Here is a 15,859-nt window from a genome sequence, read left to right on the forward strand (position 1 = left end):
CAAATCCACGGAAGAGGTTTCTCAAAACCTCGTAAAAGTAAAAACGCATTTCTTTTGGCTTTGGAGAGAAACATTCTTCCACTACAAGCCTATGAACCAAAAAGATAGCAAAAACGTCGCTCGTCGCGAGTTTTTGAAAGGAAGCGCAGTAGCAGCCGCCAGTTTCATGATTGTGCCACGGCACGTATTAGGCAAAGGGTTTGTTGCTCCAAGTGACAAACTCAACATCGCTGCCATCGGATGCGGAGGCAAAGCCGACTACAATATTCAGCAAGCGTACAACAACGGCTCAGACAACATCGTCGCTCTGTGCGATGTAGATGACCGTCAAGCCAAAAAATACCGCGAGAAATTCCCCAATGCCCCTTATTACAAAGATTACCGCAAGATGTTGGACAAAGAAACCAAAAACATCGACGCGGTGATTGTGACCACTCCCGACCACATGCACTACGTCATTGGTAGTGCGGCGATGCAATTGGGCAAACATATTTACCTCGAAAAACCACTTACCCACGATATTTGGGAGGCGCGAATGCTCACGCAGCTCGCCCAAGAGAAAAAACTCGTGACCCAAATGGGAAACCAAGGGAGCAGCGGCAAAGGTACTCGTCAAACCGAAGCCATCGTCCAATCGGGGATGATTGGAGAAGTACATACGGTGGAAGTCTGGACTGACCGACCCGTTTGGCCACAAGGAGTAAAATCTCCCCGCGACAAAAAAGAAACCATGCCCATCCCTGCCGAAGTTGACTGGGATTTGTGGCTTGGTACTGCTCCTTACCGCGAATACCACGAAGCCTACATGCCGTTCCGTTGGCGCGGCTACTGGGATTTTGGTACGGGAGCGTTGGGTGACATGGGTTGTCACTTCATGGATGTGCCGTTCCGAACCCTAAAATTGGGCTATCCGACATCGGTAGAATGCTCGGCGAGTTCGGTGTATAGTGACTTTTTTCGTGAAGCTTTTTTTGAAGACATTGGCTCCCAAGCTACTTCGGTTCACCTCAAATTTCCCCACCCAAGCTCTAAGAAATTTTCAGAACTGAGCCTTTCTTGGTACGACGGGGGTATCAAACCCAAACTCCCTGAGGGCTGCGATTACGAAAAAGTATTCGCCGACAACGACGGTGGCGTGATGTTTATCGGAACCAAAGGGGTATTGGCTTGTGAGCTCTTTGGCGAAAATCCTAAATTGTTTATCAAAGGGCAACTACAAGACGTGAAGTTCCCCGCCCCTACTCGTCCCCTCGTGGAAGGTGATACCGCTGGCCACCAGCAGCAATGGGTCAAAGCGTGCAAATCAGGATATGGTACATATACCAGCTCTTCATTTGCCGAAGCAGGCCCGCTCACTGAAATTGTTTTGATGGGAAATTTGGCCGTTCGTAGCTATCTCTACCGCGAAAATGGCAAATTTACAGGTCGTAAAAAACTCCTTTGGGACGGCCAAAACATGAAAATCACCAACTTCGACCCCGCCAACGCGTTTGTTAAACGTCAGTATCGGGAAGGATGGAAATAGAGAGAGTGTCGAATTTCGAGTGCAGAATGTCAAATTGAGTGTCGAGTGCAGAGGGTCGAATGAAATCCACTTATTCGACACTCTGCACTCTGCACTCGACATTCTGTCATTCCCTTACATCACAGGCTTGACCCTGCGGGCAATGAAGATACTTAGCGTGATGAGGACCATAGCTCCGTAGCCTACCCAGTCGTAATGCAGTAATTTGCCGTCGGGGGCTTTTTGAATGACAATGCCTGCCAGATACACCGCTACGGCCTGCATCAGTAGCTGCAACGAAGAATTGATGGCCATAAAGCTTCCCCGATGCTGCGGTAACACCACCGACGACGTCATCGCTTGCGTAGGAACTAAGCGCCCGTTTGAAAAAACAAAGAATATCGCGGCCGTACCCAACACAATCACGAGGCTATTGGTCCACATGTTGGTGATAAGCCACATCGGCAAGGTAGAAAGCAGTGCAAACACCACAAAAACGGGATATTTTCCTTTGCGGTCGGCGAGTTTTCCCACTTGGGGAGAAGTAAAGAGGGTCAACGCACCGCCCACTGCGTAAATCAAGTACAGTTGGTTTTCACCAAAACCCGCATTGATGGTCAAATACGGAGAAATAAACGGAATGATGCTAAAGTGACCGAGCATAATCACGCTTGTGAGCAACAACGCTCGTAGCTGATTGGAATCGTGTAAAATATGCGTGACCGCTTCTAGGGGGTGGTGCGTCGTTTGAGCTCTTTCTTTTAAATGGCCATCCAACCGAGGTACGTATAGCCAAATGAGTCCAATGACCACAATGCCGAGGATTCCGACAAACCAAAAAGGAGCGTGCCAGCTAATTTCTGTAGCCAAGTACAAACCAAGCGGAACTCCTACAACCGACGCCACCGAAAAGGCCGTCATCACCACGCCCATCGCCCGTGCACGGCGTTCGTATTCAAACACATCACCGACAATGGACATCACTTGTGCGCCAAGTACGCCTCCAAAAACGCCCGCAAACGTTCGGGCAGCCATCAGTAGCCAAAATGTAGGTGCCATGGCGCACGCCAACGTCCCGACGATAAAGCCAATATACGCCGTCAGCATGATTTGTTTACGCGGAAAACGGTCAGCAATAAATGCCACCATAAAACCCGATAGCCCCGCACTAAAACTATACGCAGATACCAATAAGGCAAACTCTTGCGGGGAAATGGAAAAATACCGCATAAGCTGAGGGCCAAGCGGCATCATTATCATAAAGTCCATGATGTGCGTGAAATTCAAACACGCCAACACGAAAAGGAGTAATTTTTCTTTTTGAGACACTAGGCTGTTTTCTATGGTAAATATTTGCACTTTTTACTCGGCCAATAGTTTGCTAATCAACGCATTAAACTCTTCAATAAATTGGTCGTAGTATTTTCCCGTCCCAGGCCCTGAGAAACCCGTGTGGATTTCGCGAACGCGGCCTTTTTTATCAATAAAGATGGTCGTTGGATACCCCGCCACTTTATTGAGCGCTGGCAATGCTTGCCCCGCGTTGGCATCGTTGGTTCCTGCTAATACCAATGGATAAGGCACGCCAAAACGCTTTGCCATAAAATCTATTTTTGGCCCTGAAATCTTCATCTCGGGCGAGCGTTCAAACATCAATCCTAAGATTTCAACCCCGCGCGAGGCGTTCTTCTTGTACCAAGGTACCATAAACTTCGTTTCGTCCATGCAATTGGGACACCACGTTCCCGAAAGTTGCAGTACCACTACCTTACCTTTGTATTTCTCGTCTTTGAGAGAAATCTTGTTTCCTTTGGTATCTGGGAACGAAAAATCGAGGGTTTCGTAGCCAGGTTTTAGGTAGGTAAGTGCCGTTGGAGGAGGCAAAGCCGCCTTGTCGTCGCGGGTAGAAGTAAACGGTTGGTAACCTGATATACCCGACCACATTCCACCACGGATTTTACCGTTGGCTAGAATGGCCGCCCGAAACAAGAACGCGTGAGAACCATCGTAGCACGACATAAACAGGCTATCGCCCACAATGTCACCCGCCAAATAACGATAATCGCCCGTCGGGGTTAAAAATGTTCCTGCCAATTTGCTCCCTTTTTGTTCTAAAATCCCTACCGCAAACGACGAATCCTTGCGTTCTGGACGTTGGAAATAGGTCGCGTATTTGCCCGCCACGTTGTGCGACGTCGCTTGTGGCTTTTTAGCAAAATGATATATTTCTCCTTTATCAGCTTTGAAGGGTAAAACAGATACCCACTTACCATTTCTGTTTTTTTTCCAAGAACCTTTCATTTGATTACCAGACACTTTTACCACCAAATCCGAATCAAAGATGAGCATCGGAATGTGCAACGAATCGCCTTCTACGTAGGCTTCGTCCATAGCCAAGCGTTCTGCGCCGTTTACGACAATCGCTTCGTAACGACCGTTGGCTTTGGGCGTAATTTCAAGGCCAAATACAACTTCGTGCTGGCCTCGTATCAATGCCGCTCGCCATGTACTTTTGGGAATCGCTGTTTGTGAAAAAGTGGAAAGAGAAATAAAAAAGGCAAAAAGCCCAAATACTGTTCTTTTCATTGTGTGAAGCTTGTTAATGTGGGTGTTACAGAATGGCAACAAATTTCTAATTCAAAAAGTTGTTTCCATGAAAAACCCTGCTTCAAAAACAATTTTTGAAGCAGGGTTTTTCATGGCTTTCTTATGGTTGTGAGCAACCAGAAGAACACGTGCCTGAGGTTGCTCACAACCTCAGCTGAAAAGAGTTGTTTTAGTTCTGTTTAATCACTTTTTGAGTCTCAGTACCTTCGTTGGTTTTGATGTGCAACAAATACGTCCCCTGTGAGAATTGACTCATGTCCACCTGAGCATTATTGCTACGCGGTGTTTGATTGAGCAGGGTCATGCCGTTGGTGGTTGTCATCCGAATGTCCTCAATGATTACATTGCTAGGCACTTTTATCGTCAAAAAATTCATCGTCGGGTTTGGATATGCTATTACTTGCGTTGTGGTCGTAGGCACCGACAAAATCACGGGAGCAGGATTTACGCGGAACGAAATCGTGACGTTGGGAGCGGCATAAAACGCCGTATTTCCCGTTTGGTAGGCCACAATCTGCACCGTTCCCGTTGTTCCTGTCAATGTCACCGTGCTCCCCGAAAGCTCCGCAGGCCCCGAAACCAAGCTGAAGCCTACGGGTAGTTGAGAGGTCGCCGTCGCGCTGATGCCAAACGGTGTATCTTTGGTCGTTCTATCAGCTACCGACGAGACGTTGATCGTCTGATTTTGTTTTTTCGGTAAAGTACGCGTTCCTACGCCGTACCATACCATCCATTTGGCATTTCTGACAAAGGAAGTAGAACTTCCTTTTGGGCTAATTTTGTCGGTATTTAAGTCAATAATTCCTACATCGTCGCGCCCGCTAGTGAGGGTATTAAATACCATTTTGACGTCGGTTTTAGAATATTCAGGATACCCAATGGCATTATTTTCGACAATGCCTGCGAGTTCGCCACGGTCAATGTTCGCTCCGATGATGTAATTACTTCCATCGGGGTCAATGTAGTCAAACGCGACAATGTTTGGGCTATTTTTGGCAAAAGTCGGGTTGCCGATGCTTTCTCCTTTTTCTAGGTTAGAAATAAGCTTATTGATGGTTCCTGGGCCAAAATCACTTTTGGCGTTGTCCCATACCTTAATAATTCCTACGTCCCAATAGCCAATTTTTCCGCTGTTTGTGCCCGCCGCGATACCCGCCGTGGCGAGCTCGTTGTAGGCATCGTAAATGATGTATTCGCCCGTGGCATCCCACTCAAACGAATCGGCGTATTTTACTTGTGAACTTTGGACGTTTTGGGCGGAAGTGGGGTTGTAAAGGGTGAATTTCTTCCACGCTTTTTTGGTATAGCTGTATATCCAAAGGGATTTATCTTGGTTTACTGTAATGGCGGCCAAAGCTTCCCCATTTTTGGAGACTGCTACGTTTTCCCAAATCGCCTCGTTTGAAATCACCGTTTCTGTTACAGTTCCCTGTAAATTAATGGCTTTGATAAACTTATCGTTGGTGGTTACGTAGTAAGCAAACTTCCCATCGTCGGTTACGCTTGGTTTGTGGGCAATGGCTGCCGTTACCAAAGGGGTAAATTTCGATAAATTGACAGGCGCATTGTACAGTTTTTTATCACCCGTAGCATACATCAACAAAAAGTCTTCACCAGGGTTGGTGGGAAGCGTTTGGTTGGTTGGTGTCGATGAGTTACTGCCCGTATCGGTAATCCCAACGGCGTCGAAAGCGGTTTTGGCAGCCGATACCTCCGCGCTGGAAGCGCCGTATAAATCGGTAGCTGCTTTGACCACGGCCAAACGCAAATCAATAAAACGAGACAAACGAGTCAGGTACAACGTGAGGGCACGGTAATAAACCTGCTCTGCTTTCTCGCGCGAGGTTGCTGAAGCAAATTTGAAAAAGGCCCAGTTCGGAATGCCCGAATTGATGTGTACGCCGCCGTTGTCTTCTGTGCCTGTGTAGTACTCGTTCATATTTTTGGGTTGGTAGCCGTTGTCACGCGTTCCGCCTTGGTTGGGATTAGCCAAGTCGCGTAAAGCCCCTGAGGTATAGACCGTTGTTCGTACTACGTCCTCCCCAATCGTCCAGTTGCGGCGATCCACCATGGTGGCAAATACATCCGCCATCGACTCATTAATCGCCCCCGACTGCGACTCGTATTCCAGATTGGCTGAGTTTTGAATTACGCCGTGCGTCATTTCGTGCGCTGCTACGTCAAGTCCTCCCGCTAGTGGCTTAAACGCCGATTTTCCGTTGCCATACACCATCAACTTGTCACTCCAAAAAGCATTATCCATTGCGCCTTTTTCGTCGTTCATGTTGATGATAGAAATAATCGTTCCGCCTTTTCCGTCAATAGAATTTCGTTTGTGAACGGTTTTGAAATACTCAAACGCCGTAGCCGCATTAAAATGCGCTGATACTGCCGTTTTGTTATTCCACGAATTGTTTGAAGAAGTAATGTGAGCTAAGTTAAGGTTTTCATTATCGACGGATGAATTTTGCGCGTCGATGGTTAATATACCGCCAATCGGGCTATCGGGCAAGGACGAAAGCGTAGATTTAAACATCGCTTTGCCGTCGGGACCAATCCGACTTGCATCCAATAAATAATAACGGTTTTGGTGCAAATACGCATCAATCGACCGACTGACGTTATTAAGGTCAGAAGCGGTGGCTTTTACGGGGCCATCGAGTGAGCATAGGTTATTGTATTTTTTCAACACTTCTCCCGTGTGCGCGTCCACAAAACACACCCAGTGTTCTAAGAAATTGGGGTGGATTTCAATGCGGTAGGTGAGGTGCGTTGTTTGGTCAGAATGATGATAGACAAAAAGCTCGGTTTTAGGCTTGTCGTACTGCAATAGTTTTTTCTCCCCAAACGTCATGGTGCGCACTACCGTCGTTTTGGCTAGTTCGTCCAAAGCAACTTTCTCAGCGGCTTGCAGGGTTAGGTTTGCCACTGTATTTGTCAAGGTCGGCGTTGGAAAAAACTTGCCGTTGAGCGTTGTTACTTCTTCGCGGTTGGTATGAAGCACCACCTCGCCGCCATATACAGGCACACCTTTGTGAAATTGTTGTAAACGAAGGTGGCTTTGTCCCAACTCATCGGTATCAATTTGTTTTAATTCAAACTGTTGGTCAGGATTTTCTAAACGCAATAATCCTTTGACCGACGACAGGTAATCAAACGCTTTGGCTTCGGCCGAGGTACTGGCCTTTCGCGCCGATTTTAGCATCGTTTTCGGGCGGCCTTCGATATAAATTGGCAAACCCGTTGTAGGATCTTTGACTACCCGAATTCCCTCCCGTAGTGCCGTAAATTCATTCAATTGGCTTGCGCTACCGTCGATGACCGCCTTTTCGATGGGGTTCGCATTTCGTAAATACATCGAATTATCCACGTCCTGGGCACCTAACTTACGTGCCAGCTCGTCGGTGGTCGTCACGGAAGTTCGTGACGGTTGTTTTAAGTTCTTTTGGGCGCTTGCCGAAAAAATCAGCCCTCCCAAACAAGCGAACGTGCATAGATATTTTTTCATTGGATACGAAGTTTAGGTCGTTTTTATGAGCTGATTATAAAAGCGTTGTACATAGGTTGAAACTTTGCGTTTGGAATCTCCCCACGTCACTTTTTCTTTCAATCTCTTTTTGGGGTTATTGTACTCAATAAAGTAGTAAACATTGCCAGGGCTATTGAACTTATACTTGTCCAGTTGGAGCTGGTCGGCCGACTGGAAAAATTGTTTTGTTTGTTTGTCGCTGAGGGTCTTGTGCAATTTGAGAGAATCAGTTGCCCGTTCCCGCACCCACAAATCTCCGTTTTCGTGCAGGACGAAGCTGCGCGTTGTTCCCGCAAATCCGCCCCCCGTCCCAAACGTTACTTGACGTTTAAACAAAGTAGAAGGACTAGGAAGACTTTGGGCTGAAGTCTGAACTAAAAGCCCTACAATGAGGCCAAGCGTAGCGACACCCGTGGTAAAAATACGTATCATAAAGCTGGTAGAGAAAGTATTGATATTTACTCAAACTTACTTCATAAGTCGCACAAAACCAAAAACGTAAATTAAACTATCATTCGATAAAAACGACGGTTGGTAACTGTTTTTTTACCATTTAGGTAGTAGTTGGTCTGTTTACCCAATTAGATAAGATACCTTTGTGTTTTGTTTCAACAGCCGTTATCTCTATCTATGTATTTCCAAAAATCTACTCTTTGTCTCGCAGCTATTGTTCTTTCAAGTTTTGCCATTAATGCCCAAGAAAAATCCACGGCCATCGGCGGTGCTGCGTATCAGGAAAAATACCAGCACGTCATCCGTAAAGCCAAAGGAGAAATAAAAATCGACGGAGATTTATCAGACCCTGCGTGGCAAGGGCTAGAAGTTTCCAAAAATTTTGCAGCTCATTGGCCCCAAGACAACGTCCCGATCAAACGAGATACCGAGGTGCGGATGACTTTCGATGACAAGTTTTTGTACGTGGCGGCCGTATGTCGCGATACCAATAAGCACGTCATTCAAACCCTCAAACGCGACGGTGACTACTGGAGCTCAGATGCTTTTGGTATCATTTTAGATCCCATCAACGAGCGGACCAACGGGTTCTTTTTTGGGGTAAGTGTGGCCAATGCGCAGTTTGAAGACTTGCTGGCGTTCCAAACCGAAGAAATGACGGGAAGTTGGGACAATAAATGGTATTCGCAAACCAAAGTATATCCCACTTATTGGACGGTCGAAATAGCAATTCCTTTCAAAACCCTTCGCTACGACCCCAAAAAGACCAAATGGGGCGTTAATTTTGGGCGTAACGACCTCAAAAACAACCAATTTTCGACTTGGACGTTTATTCCTGTCAACTTCAATGGGTACGATTTGGGCTATACGGCGGCGCTTAATTGGGAAACACCTCCGCCTGCGGTCAAAGGTAATGCGTCGATTGTGCCCTACATTACGGGAGGTACTTCCCACGACCACGTGGCAGGCACGCCTACCAAAGGTACTTTCAACGGCGGTTTGGATGCCAAGTTGTCGGTGACGCCTTCGCTCAACCTTGACTTGACGGTCAATCCTGATTTTTCGCAAGTAGAAGTAGATCGTCAAGTAACAAATTTGACACGTTTCAACATTTTCTTTCCCGAACGACGGACGTTTTTTCTCGAAAATGCCGACCTTTTTGGCAATTACGGTATTCCTCCCTTTCGGCCTTTTTTCTCGCGTGCCATCGGGCTCGACCGCAACGCCCAGCCATTGCCGATTTTGGCAGGAGCGCGTTTGAGTGGCAACTTGGATAAAAACTGGCGTGTTGGCCTCATGTCGATGCAAACGGCGGCTAAAGGGGAAGATCCCGCCCAAAATTTTACGGCTTTTTCGTTCAACCGAAAAGTACTAAAACGCTCACTGGTTAAAGGCTATGTGTTGAACCGTCAGGGTTTTATGACCGAAAACGAGCGCTTGCAAAACCCGATGGGGGAGTATGGGCGAAATCAAGGATTGGAATTTAACTACTCCAATACCAAAGGTGATTTGAACGTGTGGACGGGCTACCATTGGTCACAAAAACCCACCGTTACTAACGATAACACGGCCAAGCAATTTGGTGCAGGGTATTTTGGGCGTACGATCAGTTTTTTTGTCGATTACTTCGGCATTGGGAGCAATTACTACGCCGACATGGGTTTTATCAATCGCCTCGAAAACCCAACTTACATTGTTGACCGCTTTGGAAAAATCCAGTCAGACACGACCATTCGTTTAGGGTTTCACCAAGTGTATAGCGAAACGCAGTTCAATATTCGTCCCAAAGACAGCAAAGTTAATAATCATGCGTTTGGGGCGGAAAATTTCTTTGTTTGGAACCCCAACGGAACCCTCAACGAATACACTTTGGGCTTGACCTACGACGTTCAGTTTCAGAATGCTAGTTCGTTTGGTTTACGTTTTGACCACAACGACGTACGAGCACTTTTCCCGTTTTTATTTACCGACAGCGACCATGCGCTGCCATCGAGCAGGTATGTGTTTAATCAGGTTAATGCCACGTACAGCTCCGATTATCGGAAGAAGTTCTACTTTACGGCGGCGGTACGCGCGGGAGGGTTTTACAATGGTACGCTCCAGCAGTATTCGCTCGAAATGACGTACCGCGCCCAGCCTTGGGGCAATTTTTCGATGAGTTTTGAGCAAAACGACATCAAATTGCCTACGTTATACGGTAGCGACCGTTTGTTGTTGGTTAGCCCAAGGGTGGAAATCAATTTCTCTACGAAACTGTTTTGGACAACGTTTTTACAGTTTAACACCCAACGCAACAACTTCAACGTCAACAGTCGTTTGCAGTGGCGCTACAAACCCATGTCCGACTTTTTCTTGGTTTACACCGACAACTACTACACCGACCCGCTTTTCCGAAATAAAAGCCGCGCTATTGTGTTTAAACTCAATTATTGGCTAACGCTTTAGGAGAGAATGCGAATCGCTTTAGGTTGTACTATCCCCTCAACATTCCACCCAACGACCTTCTTTTAAGCTCCGAAGGGCCGCAAAAGAGGCTTGAGTTGTATTGACAATTTGGTCAAAAGGAATTAGGGGGGCGCCACCGCTCTGAATTCGTTCCATCAATGCTTGAAACTGCGCTTTGTGTCCTTTTTCTTGCGTAGTTTTGAGCCTTGAAAATCCTTTAAAACCGTATCCTTCCAACGTACGAAAGTTGTCCAAAATCAGCGTTCTTTCTTGCGAATACACTTCTACTCGCTCTTTTGAATACGCTTTGTTGCCATTGGAAAAATAATTGATGACGCCCGTTGAACCATTTTCGTACCTCAATAAAATACTGGCGCTATCAGTCGTTTCTGTCGGATTTGTCCCCATCGCGTTCATACATACGGCTGTCACCCTACTACCTGTTAGGAATGTAATCAGGTCGATAAAATGACAGGCTTCTCCCAAAATCCGTCCTCCGCCCACGGCACGGTCATGCACCCACGACGAGGCAGGAATAAAGCCTGCGTTCATGGTCGCAATCACGTTCATCGGGGCATTGCCTAACAGCGATTTCATTTTTTGAGCATGAGGCGAAAAACGGCGATTGAATCCCACCGTGACACTCGTAGCAGGCGCAACCGACGTTTTTACCGTGAGTAATTCGTTCAATTCTTCCTCAAAAATTGCCAGCGGTTTCTCCACAAACACGTGTTTCCCCGCCTGCAAAGCCTCAATCGTCAGGCGCGCGTGTTGGTGGTGGCGAGTGGTGATAAGTACCAAATCCACCTCATCGTCGGCCAACATTTCGCGGTAGTCGGTGGTACTGAGGGCAATGCCGTGTTTCTGGGCCAACGCCGTCCCCGATAGCCCGTTTGCACTCGCAATGTATTTGATACTGTTCTGCTTTGCCCCGCCTTGACTTGCTCCGTCTTTTAAGGCGGGCAGCAAGGTCATTTTGGTAAAATTACCCGCCCCGATAATCCCAACAACTCCTTTTTTAGCTTCAAAAACCGTGTCATTATAACGAACAGTTCGGGAAAGCGAAGGCTTTTCGGGATACGCCAGTAGCGAGGCAATCGTGCCTCCTTTACTCATATCACCGTAAATAGTGGCATAATTTTCCAATGGCACAACCTCCGTAATGAGCGGTTTCACATCCAACTGCCCCGATTCCAGCAATTGAAGGAGGGTTTGAAAATTTCGATTTTCGGTCCAACGAACAAACGGCAGCGGATAATCGACGCCTTTCTGTTCGTAATCGTCATCGTAACGACCTGGCCCGTAGGAACACGAAACCTGAAACGTTAATTCTTTTTCGTAAAATTCGGCTCGGCTCAGTTGAAGTCCAATCACACCCACCAAAACAATTCGCCCTCGTTTCCGCGACATACGCGCGGCCTGCGAAATAATCTCGTCGGTTTTGGCCGAAGCCGTTATAATTACGCCATCCGCTCCGACGCCGTGGGTATAACTTTCCACAAACTTCACGGGGTCGTCGCCCAAGCGTGGATTGCACGGAATGATGCCTTTGCTTGCCGCTATCTTTAACTTTTGTTCGTCCAAATCCACCCCAATTACCCGACAACCATTCAGGCGCAGCAGTTCGGCCGTGAGCAGCCCAATTAACCCCAGTCCAATTACCACCACCGTTTCACCCAAAGTAGGATTCAGCAACCGAACTCCTTGAAGACCGATGGAACCAATGACCGTAAACGCTGCTTCGTCGTCAGTGACATTGTCGGGAACTTTGGCCACCAAGTGACGCGGCACGCACACAATTTCGGCATGAGAGCCATTGGACGCCACACGGTCGCCCACGCGCAGGTCGGAAACCCCTTCTCCGACGGCAACCACTTCACCGACGTTGCAGTATCCCAACGGCAAAGGTTGCCCCAATTTGTTAAAAACTGTTTCTAGGGTAGGCATCAAGCCATCCGACTTGATTTTATCCAACACCATTTTAACGCGCTCGGGTTGTTGGCGGGCTTTTTCAATCAGGTTGGCTTTCCCAAATTCGACCAACATTCGCTCAGTACCCAACGACACCAAACTGCGTCGAGTGTGAATCAATACCGCACCGCGTTTCACCTGAGGAGCGGGCACTTCCTCCAAAATCGTCTGTCCGTTTTGGAGGTTTTGAATTAGTTGCTTCATGAAACTATAAAACAAGCCAAACTATCTGCTTGTCTTGGTATCTTTATCAGTAAGAAAATCAATTAATTGGCAATGAAAATGGCGAAAACTTTCGGAGCGTTCAACCAGCCATTCAATATCCATATTTTGGGTACAATTTGCCACTATACCCATCTGTTTATCCATAACAGGTCGAGCATTTCCGTACATTTTTTTCTTGGCATCTGCCCGTGCAATTTGCTCGTACTTTTCATTTTTATTGGAATTAGGATGCTCTCTTTTAAATTTCAAATACAAAAGCCAGTGCTCGATACATTGAACTGGAATGAAAATAAAGGTTTTATCTCGATGTGCTAAACTAACCTGCTCAGTTATTTGAAGATACTGCTTTTTATGCTCAGTCATACGCTCATCGTCCGAATCAACTCCCACGAAAAACACATCTTGGTGATATTGTGATAATCCAATCTGAACTGCATCCGACAAGAGCTTTATCACATTTGACTTATTATGTCCTTTAAGTTTAAAATCAACATCACGCACAAAGGCTACCTGGTCATTTAGGATAAGAGGGAGTTGCAAAAGATAATTTTCAAGGAAAAGTTGTTGGGCAATATCTTCTCCGAAAAACCCATATTTGAGCGTTCTCATGCGGGTACTCCTCCTAAAAAGCCCGAAAACCAATGTTCGGCCAAGTCTTGAGTAAACTTAATTCTGGGTAAACCCTGTTTATCATTCTCTTCATTGGATGGAGCAATGATGTCTTTTTGCAAATTTCGAACTTGAGTAGCGCCCTCGTCATCTTTATCAAACACAAAAACCGCCTCGGGCATATCTTCAAATTCATTCAGAACGTACGGATGATGTGACGTCATAATTACCTGAATGCCTTTGGATTGCGACAGGTTAAAAATAAAATCCATGACTTCTTTAATCCGTCGTGGGTGTATTCCCCGTTCAGGTTCTTCCAATAGAAGCAATTTAGGAGGATTCGGTTGGTGAATGATGCACAGCAGCGCCACAAAATACAGAACGCCTTCTGAAAGCTCTTCGGCCCAGTAAGTCATTTTACTGACCTCGCTGAACAAACCCCATTTTTTGAAGGTACGGTTATCATTGCTATTGGTAGTAGGAGCTACCGTTTTGAAACGAATGTCTTGAAATTCTGGTAGGCACTTCCGTATGTCTTCCTCAATTTGGGCAAAATTTTCTCTGTACTCATCCCGTAAGGTTTCTAAAAATGGCACTAAATTGGAAACGTCTTCATTGACAGCAACGCTAGAAATAATGGGTTGAGCTTCCGTAAATTTCAATGGGTTCGGACGATATAACTGAATTTCATTTAATACCTTTATAAATTCTAAGAGTTCTGGAGTCACACTCACATTATCTGCTTCTTTAGCATTATAATACCTCAAACGCTCTATTCCCTCTTCTGAATCATTTAATTTGTATTTACCAATATAGCTTTGTTCAGCAGCTTCAACTCCTACTAGCACTTCAGCATTTTCATGTTTAAAGCAGGTTTGTAAAAATATATCCACGGGAAGTTGTGACAACCTGTATTTGCCCAAAAACTCCACTGCCTTTAACAGATTTGTTTTTCCAGAATTATTAGGCCCTATCAACAGATTCACGGGCTGTAAGTCCAGCGTAACCTCCTTTAGGCTTTTAAAGTTTTGGATATGAAGTTTGGTGAGCATAACACGTTCGTTTTCTTGCAATATTACAAATACTCCTCACAAAAAGCGCCGAATTACCCACAAAATCGCGCTGGGAGGCAAAGGCCGCTAGTATGTTCCCCAAATCAAAGAGTAGTATCGGCAACAAACCCACTTTTTTTGAAATTTACCGTAAAAAGCACCATTTTCGCCACTTCAACATTAAAACCCTAAAAAACTAACTATGAAATCTTCGGTTCGGATACAACTGATGCTCATGATGTTCCTCCAATTCTTTACGTGGGGATCTTGGTACGGACAAATGAGCGTTTATCTTGGTAAACAGCTCAATGCCACGGGCGACCAAATTGGGAATGCCTACACTGCGTTCTCTATTGCTATGATTATTTCGCCTTTTATTGGTGCTGTAGCCGACCGATATTTCGCGGCTCAAAAAGTACTCGGTGTGCTCAACCTTATCGGCGCTGGGTTGCTATTTGTGCTTTCGCAAGTCACCGATGCCAATAATTTTTTCTGGTATATTTTATTGTACTGCTTGTGTTTTGCGCCCTGCATTGCGCTTACCACATCTATTTCGATGCGTCAAATCGAATCGCCCGAAAGAGATTTTCCTACCATTCGGGTGATGGGAACCGTGGCTTGGATTGCGGTTACCAACCTCATTGGTTTCTTAAACGTGGGCGATAAAGCCACTATTTTCCAAATTTCGATGGGAACGTCGTTGGTGCTTGGTCTATTGGCTTTTACGCTTCCCAATACCCCACCACGTGCTACGGGCCCCGTTAACATTGGTCAAATCATCGGCGCTGATGCCTTTTCATTGTTCAAAGACCGTTCATTTACGATTTTCTTTATCTCTTCCGTAGCGATTTGCATTCCGTTGTCGTTCTACTACGCATTTGCTAACCCCTCGTTGCGGGCATCGGGCATGGAGTTTGTTGAAAACAAAATGTCACTCGGTCAAGTATCGGAAGTTGGTTTTATGCTGCTTATTCCGTTGGCATTTACCCGTTTGGGCGTAAAATGGATGCTTGCCGTTGGACTTATTTCTTGGATTATTCGCTTCCTTTGCTTTGGCTACGGCGATGCCTCTACCAGCGAATGGATGCTCTATGCCGCCATTTTACTCCACGGCGTTTGTTTCGACTTTTTCTTTGTGACAGGGCAAATTTATACCGATACCAAAGCAGGGGAGCGTATCAAATCACAGGCGCAAGGGCTTATCACCTTGGCGACCTACGGCATCGGGATGGGTATTGGCTCTTGGTTGGGCGGACAAGTGCTTGCCAACAACACCAATGCCGAAAATATCACCAACTGGCTGAGTGTCTGGACAGTTCCCGCAGGTATTGCAGCAGGCGTACTTGTTTTGTTCCTGATTTTCTTTAGTGACAAAACCGACAAAAAAGCAGCCATCACTCACTAAATAAACGACGAGGGGTGGCTCATTTCCCCAAAAGAATCTAGTAAAGAGCGCATCTCGTT

General features: G+C 46.2%; 10 protein-coding genes. 3 read left to right on the top strand and 7 right to left on the bottom strand.

The window, feature by feature from the left end:
• The first annotated feature begins 91 nt into the window (after positions 1 to 91).
• Positions 92 to 1,525, top strand: a complete 1,434-nt coding sequence (locus tag K339_RS0114995; protein WP_028524325.1) for a Gfo/Idh/MocA family protein — start codon at positions 92 to 94, stop codon at positions 1,523 to 1,525.
• A gap of 114 nt (positions 1,526 to 1,639) precedes the next feature.
• Here K339_RS0114995 and K339_RS0115000 read toward each other — a convergent pair whose 3' ends face one another.
• The 4 genes from K339_RS0115000 to K339_RS0115020 form a co-directional block, all read right to left on the bottom strand.
• Positions 1,640 to 2,863, bottom strand: a complete 1,224-nt coding sequence (locus K339_RS0115000; RefSeq protein ID WP_310586630.1) for an MFS transporter — start codon at positions 2,861 to 2,863, stop codon at positions 1,640 to 1,642.
• Between the two features lie 3 nt (positions 2,864 to 2,866).
• Complete coding sequence (locus K339_RS0115005; protein WP_028524327.1) at positions 2,867 to 4,090, bottom strand: peroxiredoxin family protein; 1,224 nt, start codon at positions 4,088 to 4,090, stop codon at positions 2,867 to 2,869.
• 190 nt (positions 4,091 to 4,280) lie between these two features.
• A complete protein-coding gene (locus K339_RS33760) occupies positions 4,281 to 7,619 on the bottom strand; it encodes a M4 family metallopeptidase (RefSeq protein ID WP_051398024.1) in 3,339 nt (1,112 codons plus the stop codon).
• A 12-nt stretch (positions 7,620 to 7,631) separates the two neighbouring features.
• Positions 7,632 to 8,072, bottom strand: coding sequence for a hypothetical protein (locus K339_RS0115020; protein WP_028524328.1), 441 nt, complete (start codon positions 8,070 to 8,072; stop codon positions 7,632 to 7,634).
• 198 nt (positions 8,073 to 8,270) lie between these two features.
• On the opposite strand from K339_RS0115020, the gene K339_RS0115025 reads away from it, so the two are divergent.
• Positions 8,271 to 10,538, top strand: a complete 2,268-nt coding sequence (locus K339_RS0115025) for a carbohydrate binding family 9 domain-containing protein (protein WP_028524329.1) — start codon at positions 8,271 to 8,273, stop codon at positions 10,536 to 10,538.
• Between the two features lie 36 nt (positions 10,539 to 10,574).
• On the opposite strand, the gene K339_RS0115030 is transcribed toward K339_RS0115025, so the two are convergent.
• From K339_RS0115030 to K339_RS0115040, 3 genes are read right to left on the bottom strand one after another with little or no spacing between them, the layout of a single operon-like run.
• The gene (locus K339_RS0115030) at positions 10,575 to 12,713 is read right to left on the bottom strand and encodes a bi-domain-containing oxidoreductase (RefSeq protein WP_028524330.1); all 2,139 of its coding nucleotides are present in this window, start codon (positions 12,711 to 12,713) and stop codon (positions 10,575 to 10,577) included.
• A gap of 21 nt (positions 12,714 to 12,734) precedes the next feature.
• Positions 12,735 to 13,343, bottom strand: coding sequence for a hypothetical protein (locus K339_RS0115035; protein ID WP_028524331.1), 609 nt, complete (start codon positions 13,341 to 13,343; stop codon positions 12,735 to 12,737).
• Entirely contained in the window at positions 13,340 to 14,395 is a 1,056-nt protein-coding gene (locus K339_RS0115040) for an AAA family ATPase (RefSeq protein ID WP_028524332.1), read from the bottom strand. Before K339_RS0115040 ends, K339_RS0115035 begins: the two co-directional genes overlap by 4 nt.
• A 202-nt stretch (positions 14,396 to 14,597) precedes the next feature.
• Here K339_RS0115040 and K339_RS0115045 point away from each other — a divergent pair, with 202 nt between their 5' ends.
• The gene (locus tag K339_RS0115045; RefSeq protein WP_028524333.1) at positions 14,598 to 15,800 is read left to right on the top strand and encodes an MFS transporter; all 1,203 of its coding nucleotides are present in this window, start codon (positions 14,598 to 14,600) and stop codon (positions 15,798 to 15,800) included.
• The last annotated feature ends 59 nt before the right edge of the window (positions 15,801 to 15,859 follow it).

This window comes from Runella limosa DSM 17973, from assembly GCF_000482465.1.
GTDB lineage: Bacteria > Bacteroidota > Bacteroidia > Cytophagales > Spirosomataceae > Runella > Runella limosa.

What these genes read in the sequence shown, in the direction of transcription:
- K339_RS0115040 (WP_028524332.1), bottom strand. Translation starts at nt 14,395, where the DNA reads ATGCTCACCAAACTTCATATCCAAAACTTTAAAAGCCTAAAGGAGGTT.
- K339_RS0115035 (WP_028524331.1), bottom strand. Translation starts at nt 13,343, where the DNA reads ATGAGAACGCTCAAATATGGGTTTTTCGGAGAAGATATTGCCCAACAA.
- K339_RS33760 (WP_051398024.1), bottom strand. Translation starts at nt 7,619, where the DNA reads ATGAAAAAATATCTATGCACGTTCGCTTGTTTGGGAGGGCTGATTTTT.
- K339_RS0115025 (WP_028524329.1), top strand. Translation starts at nt 8,271, where the DNA reads ATGTATTTCCAAAAATCTACTCTTTGTCTCGCAGCTATTGTTCTTTCA.
- K339_RS0115030 (WP_028524330.1), bottom strand. Translation starts at nt 12,713, where the DNA reads ATGAAGCAACTAATTCAAAACCTCCAAAACGGACAGACGATTTTGGAG.
- K339_RS0115020 (WP_028524328.1), bottom strand. Translation starts at nt 8,072, where the DNA reads ATGATACGTATTTTTACCACGGGTGTCGCTACGCTTGGCCTCATTGTA.
- K339_RS0114995 (WP_028524325.1), top strand. Translation starts at nt 92, where the DNA reads ATGAACCAAAAAGATAGCAAAAACGTCGCTCGTCGCGAGTTTTTGAAA.
- K339_RS0115045 (WP_028524333.1), top strand. Translation starts at nt 14,598, where the DNA reads ATGAAATCTTCGGTTCGGATACAACTGATGCTCATGATGTTCCTCCAA.
- K339_RS0115005 (WP_028524327.1), bottom strand. Translation starts at nt 4,090, where the DNA reads ATGAAAAGAACAGTATTTGGGCTTTTTGCCTTTTTTATTTCTCTTTCC.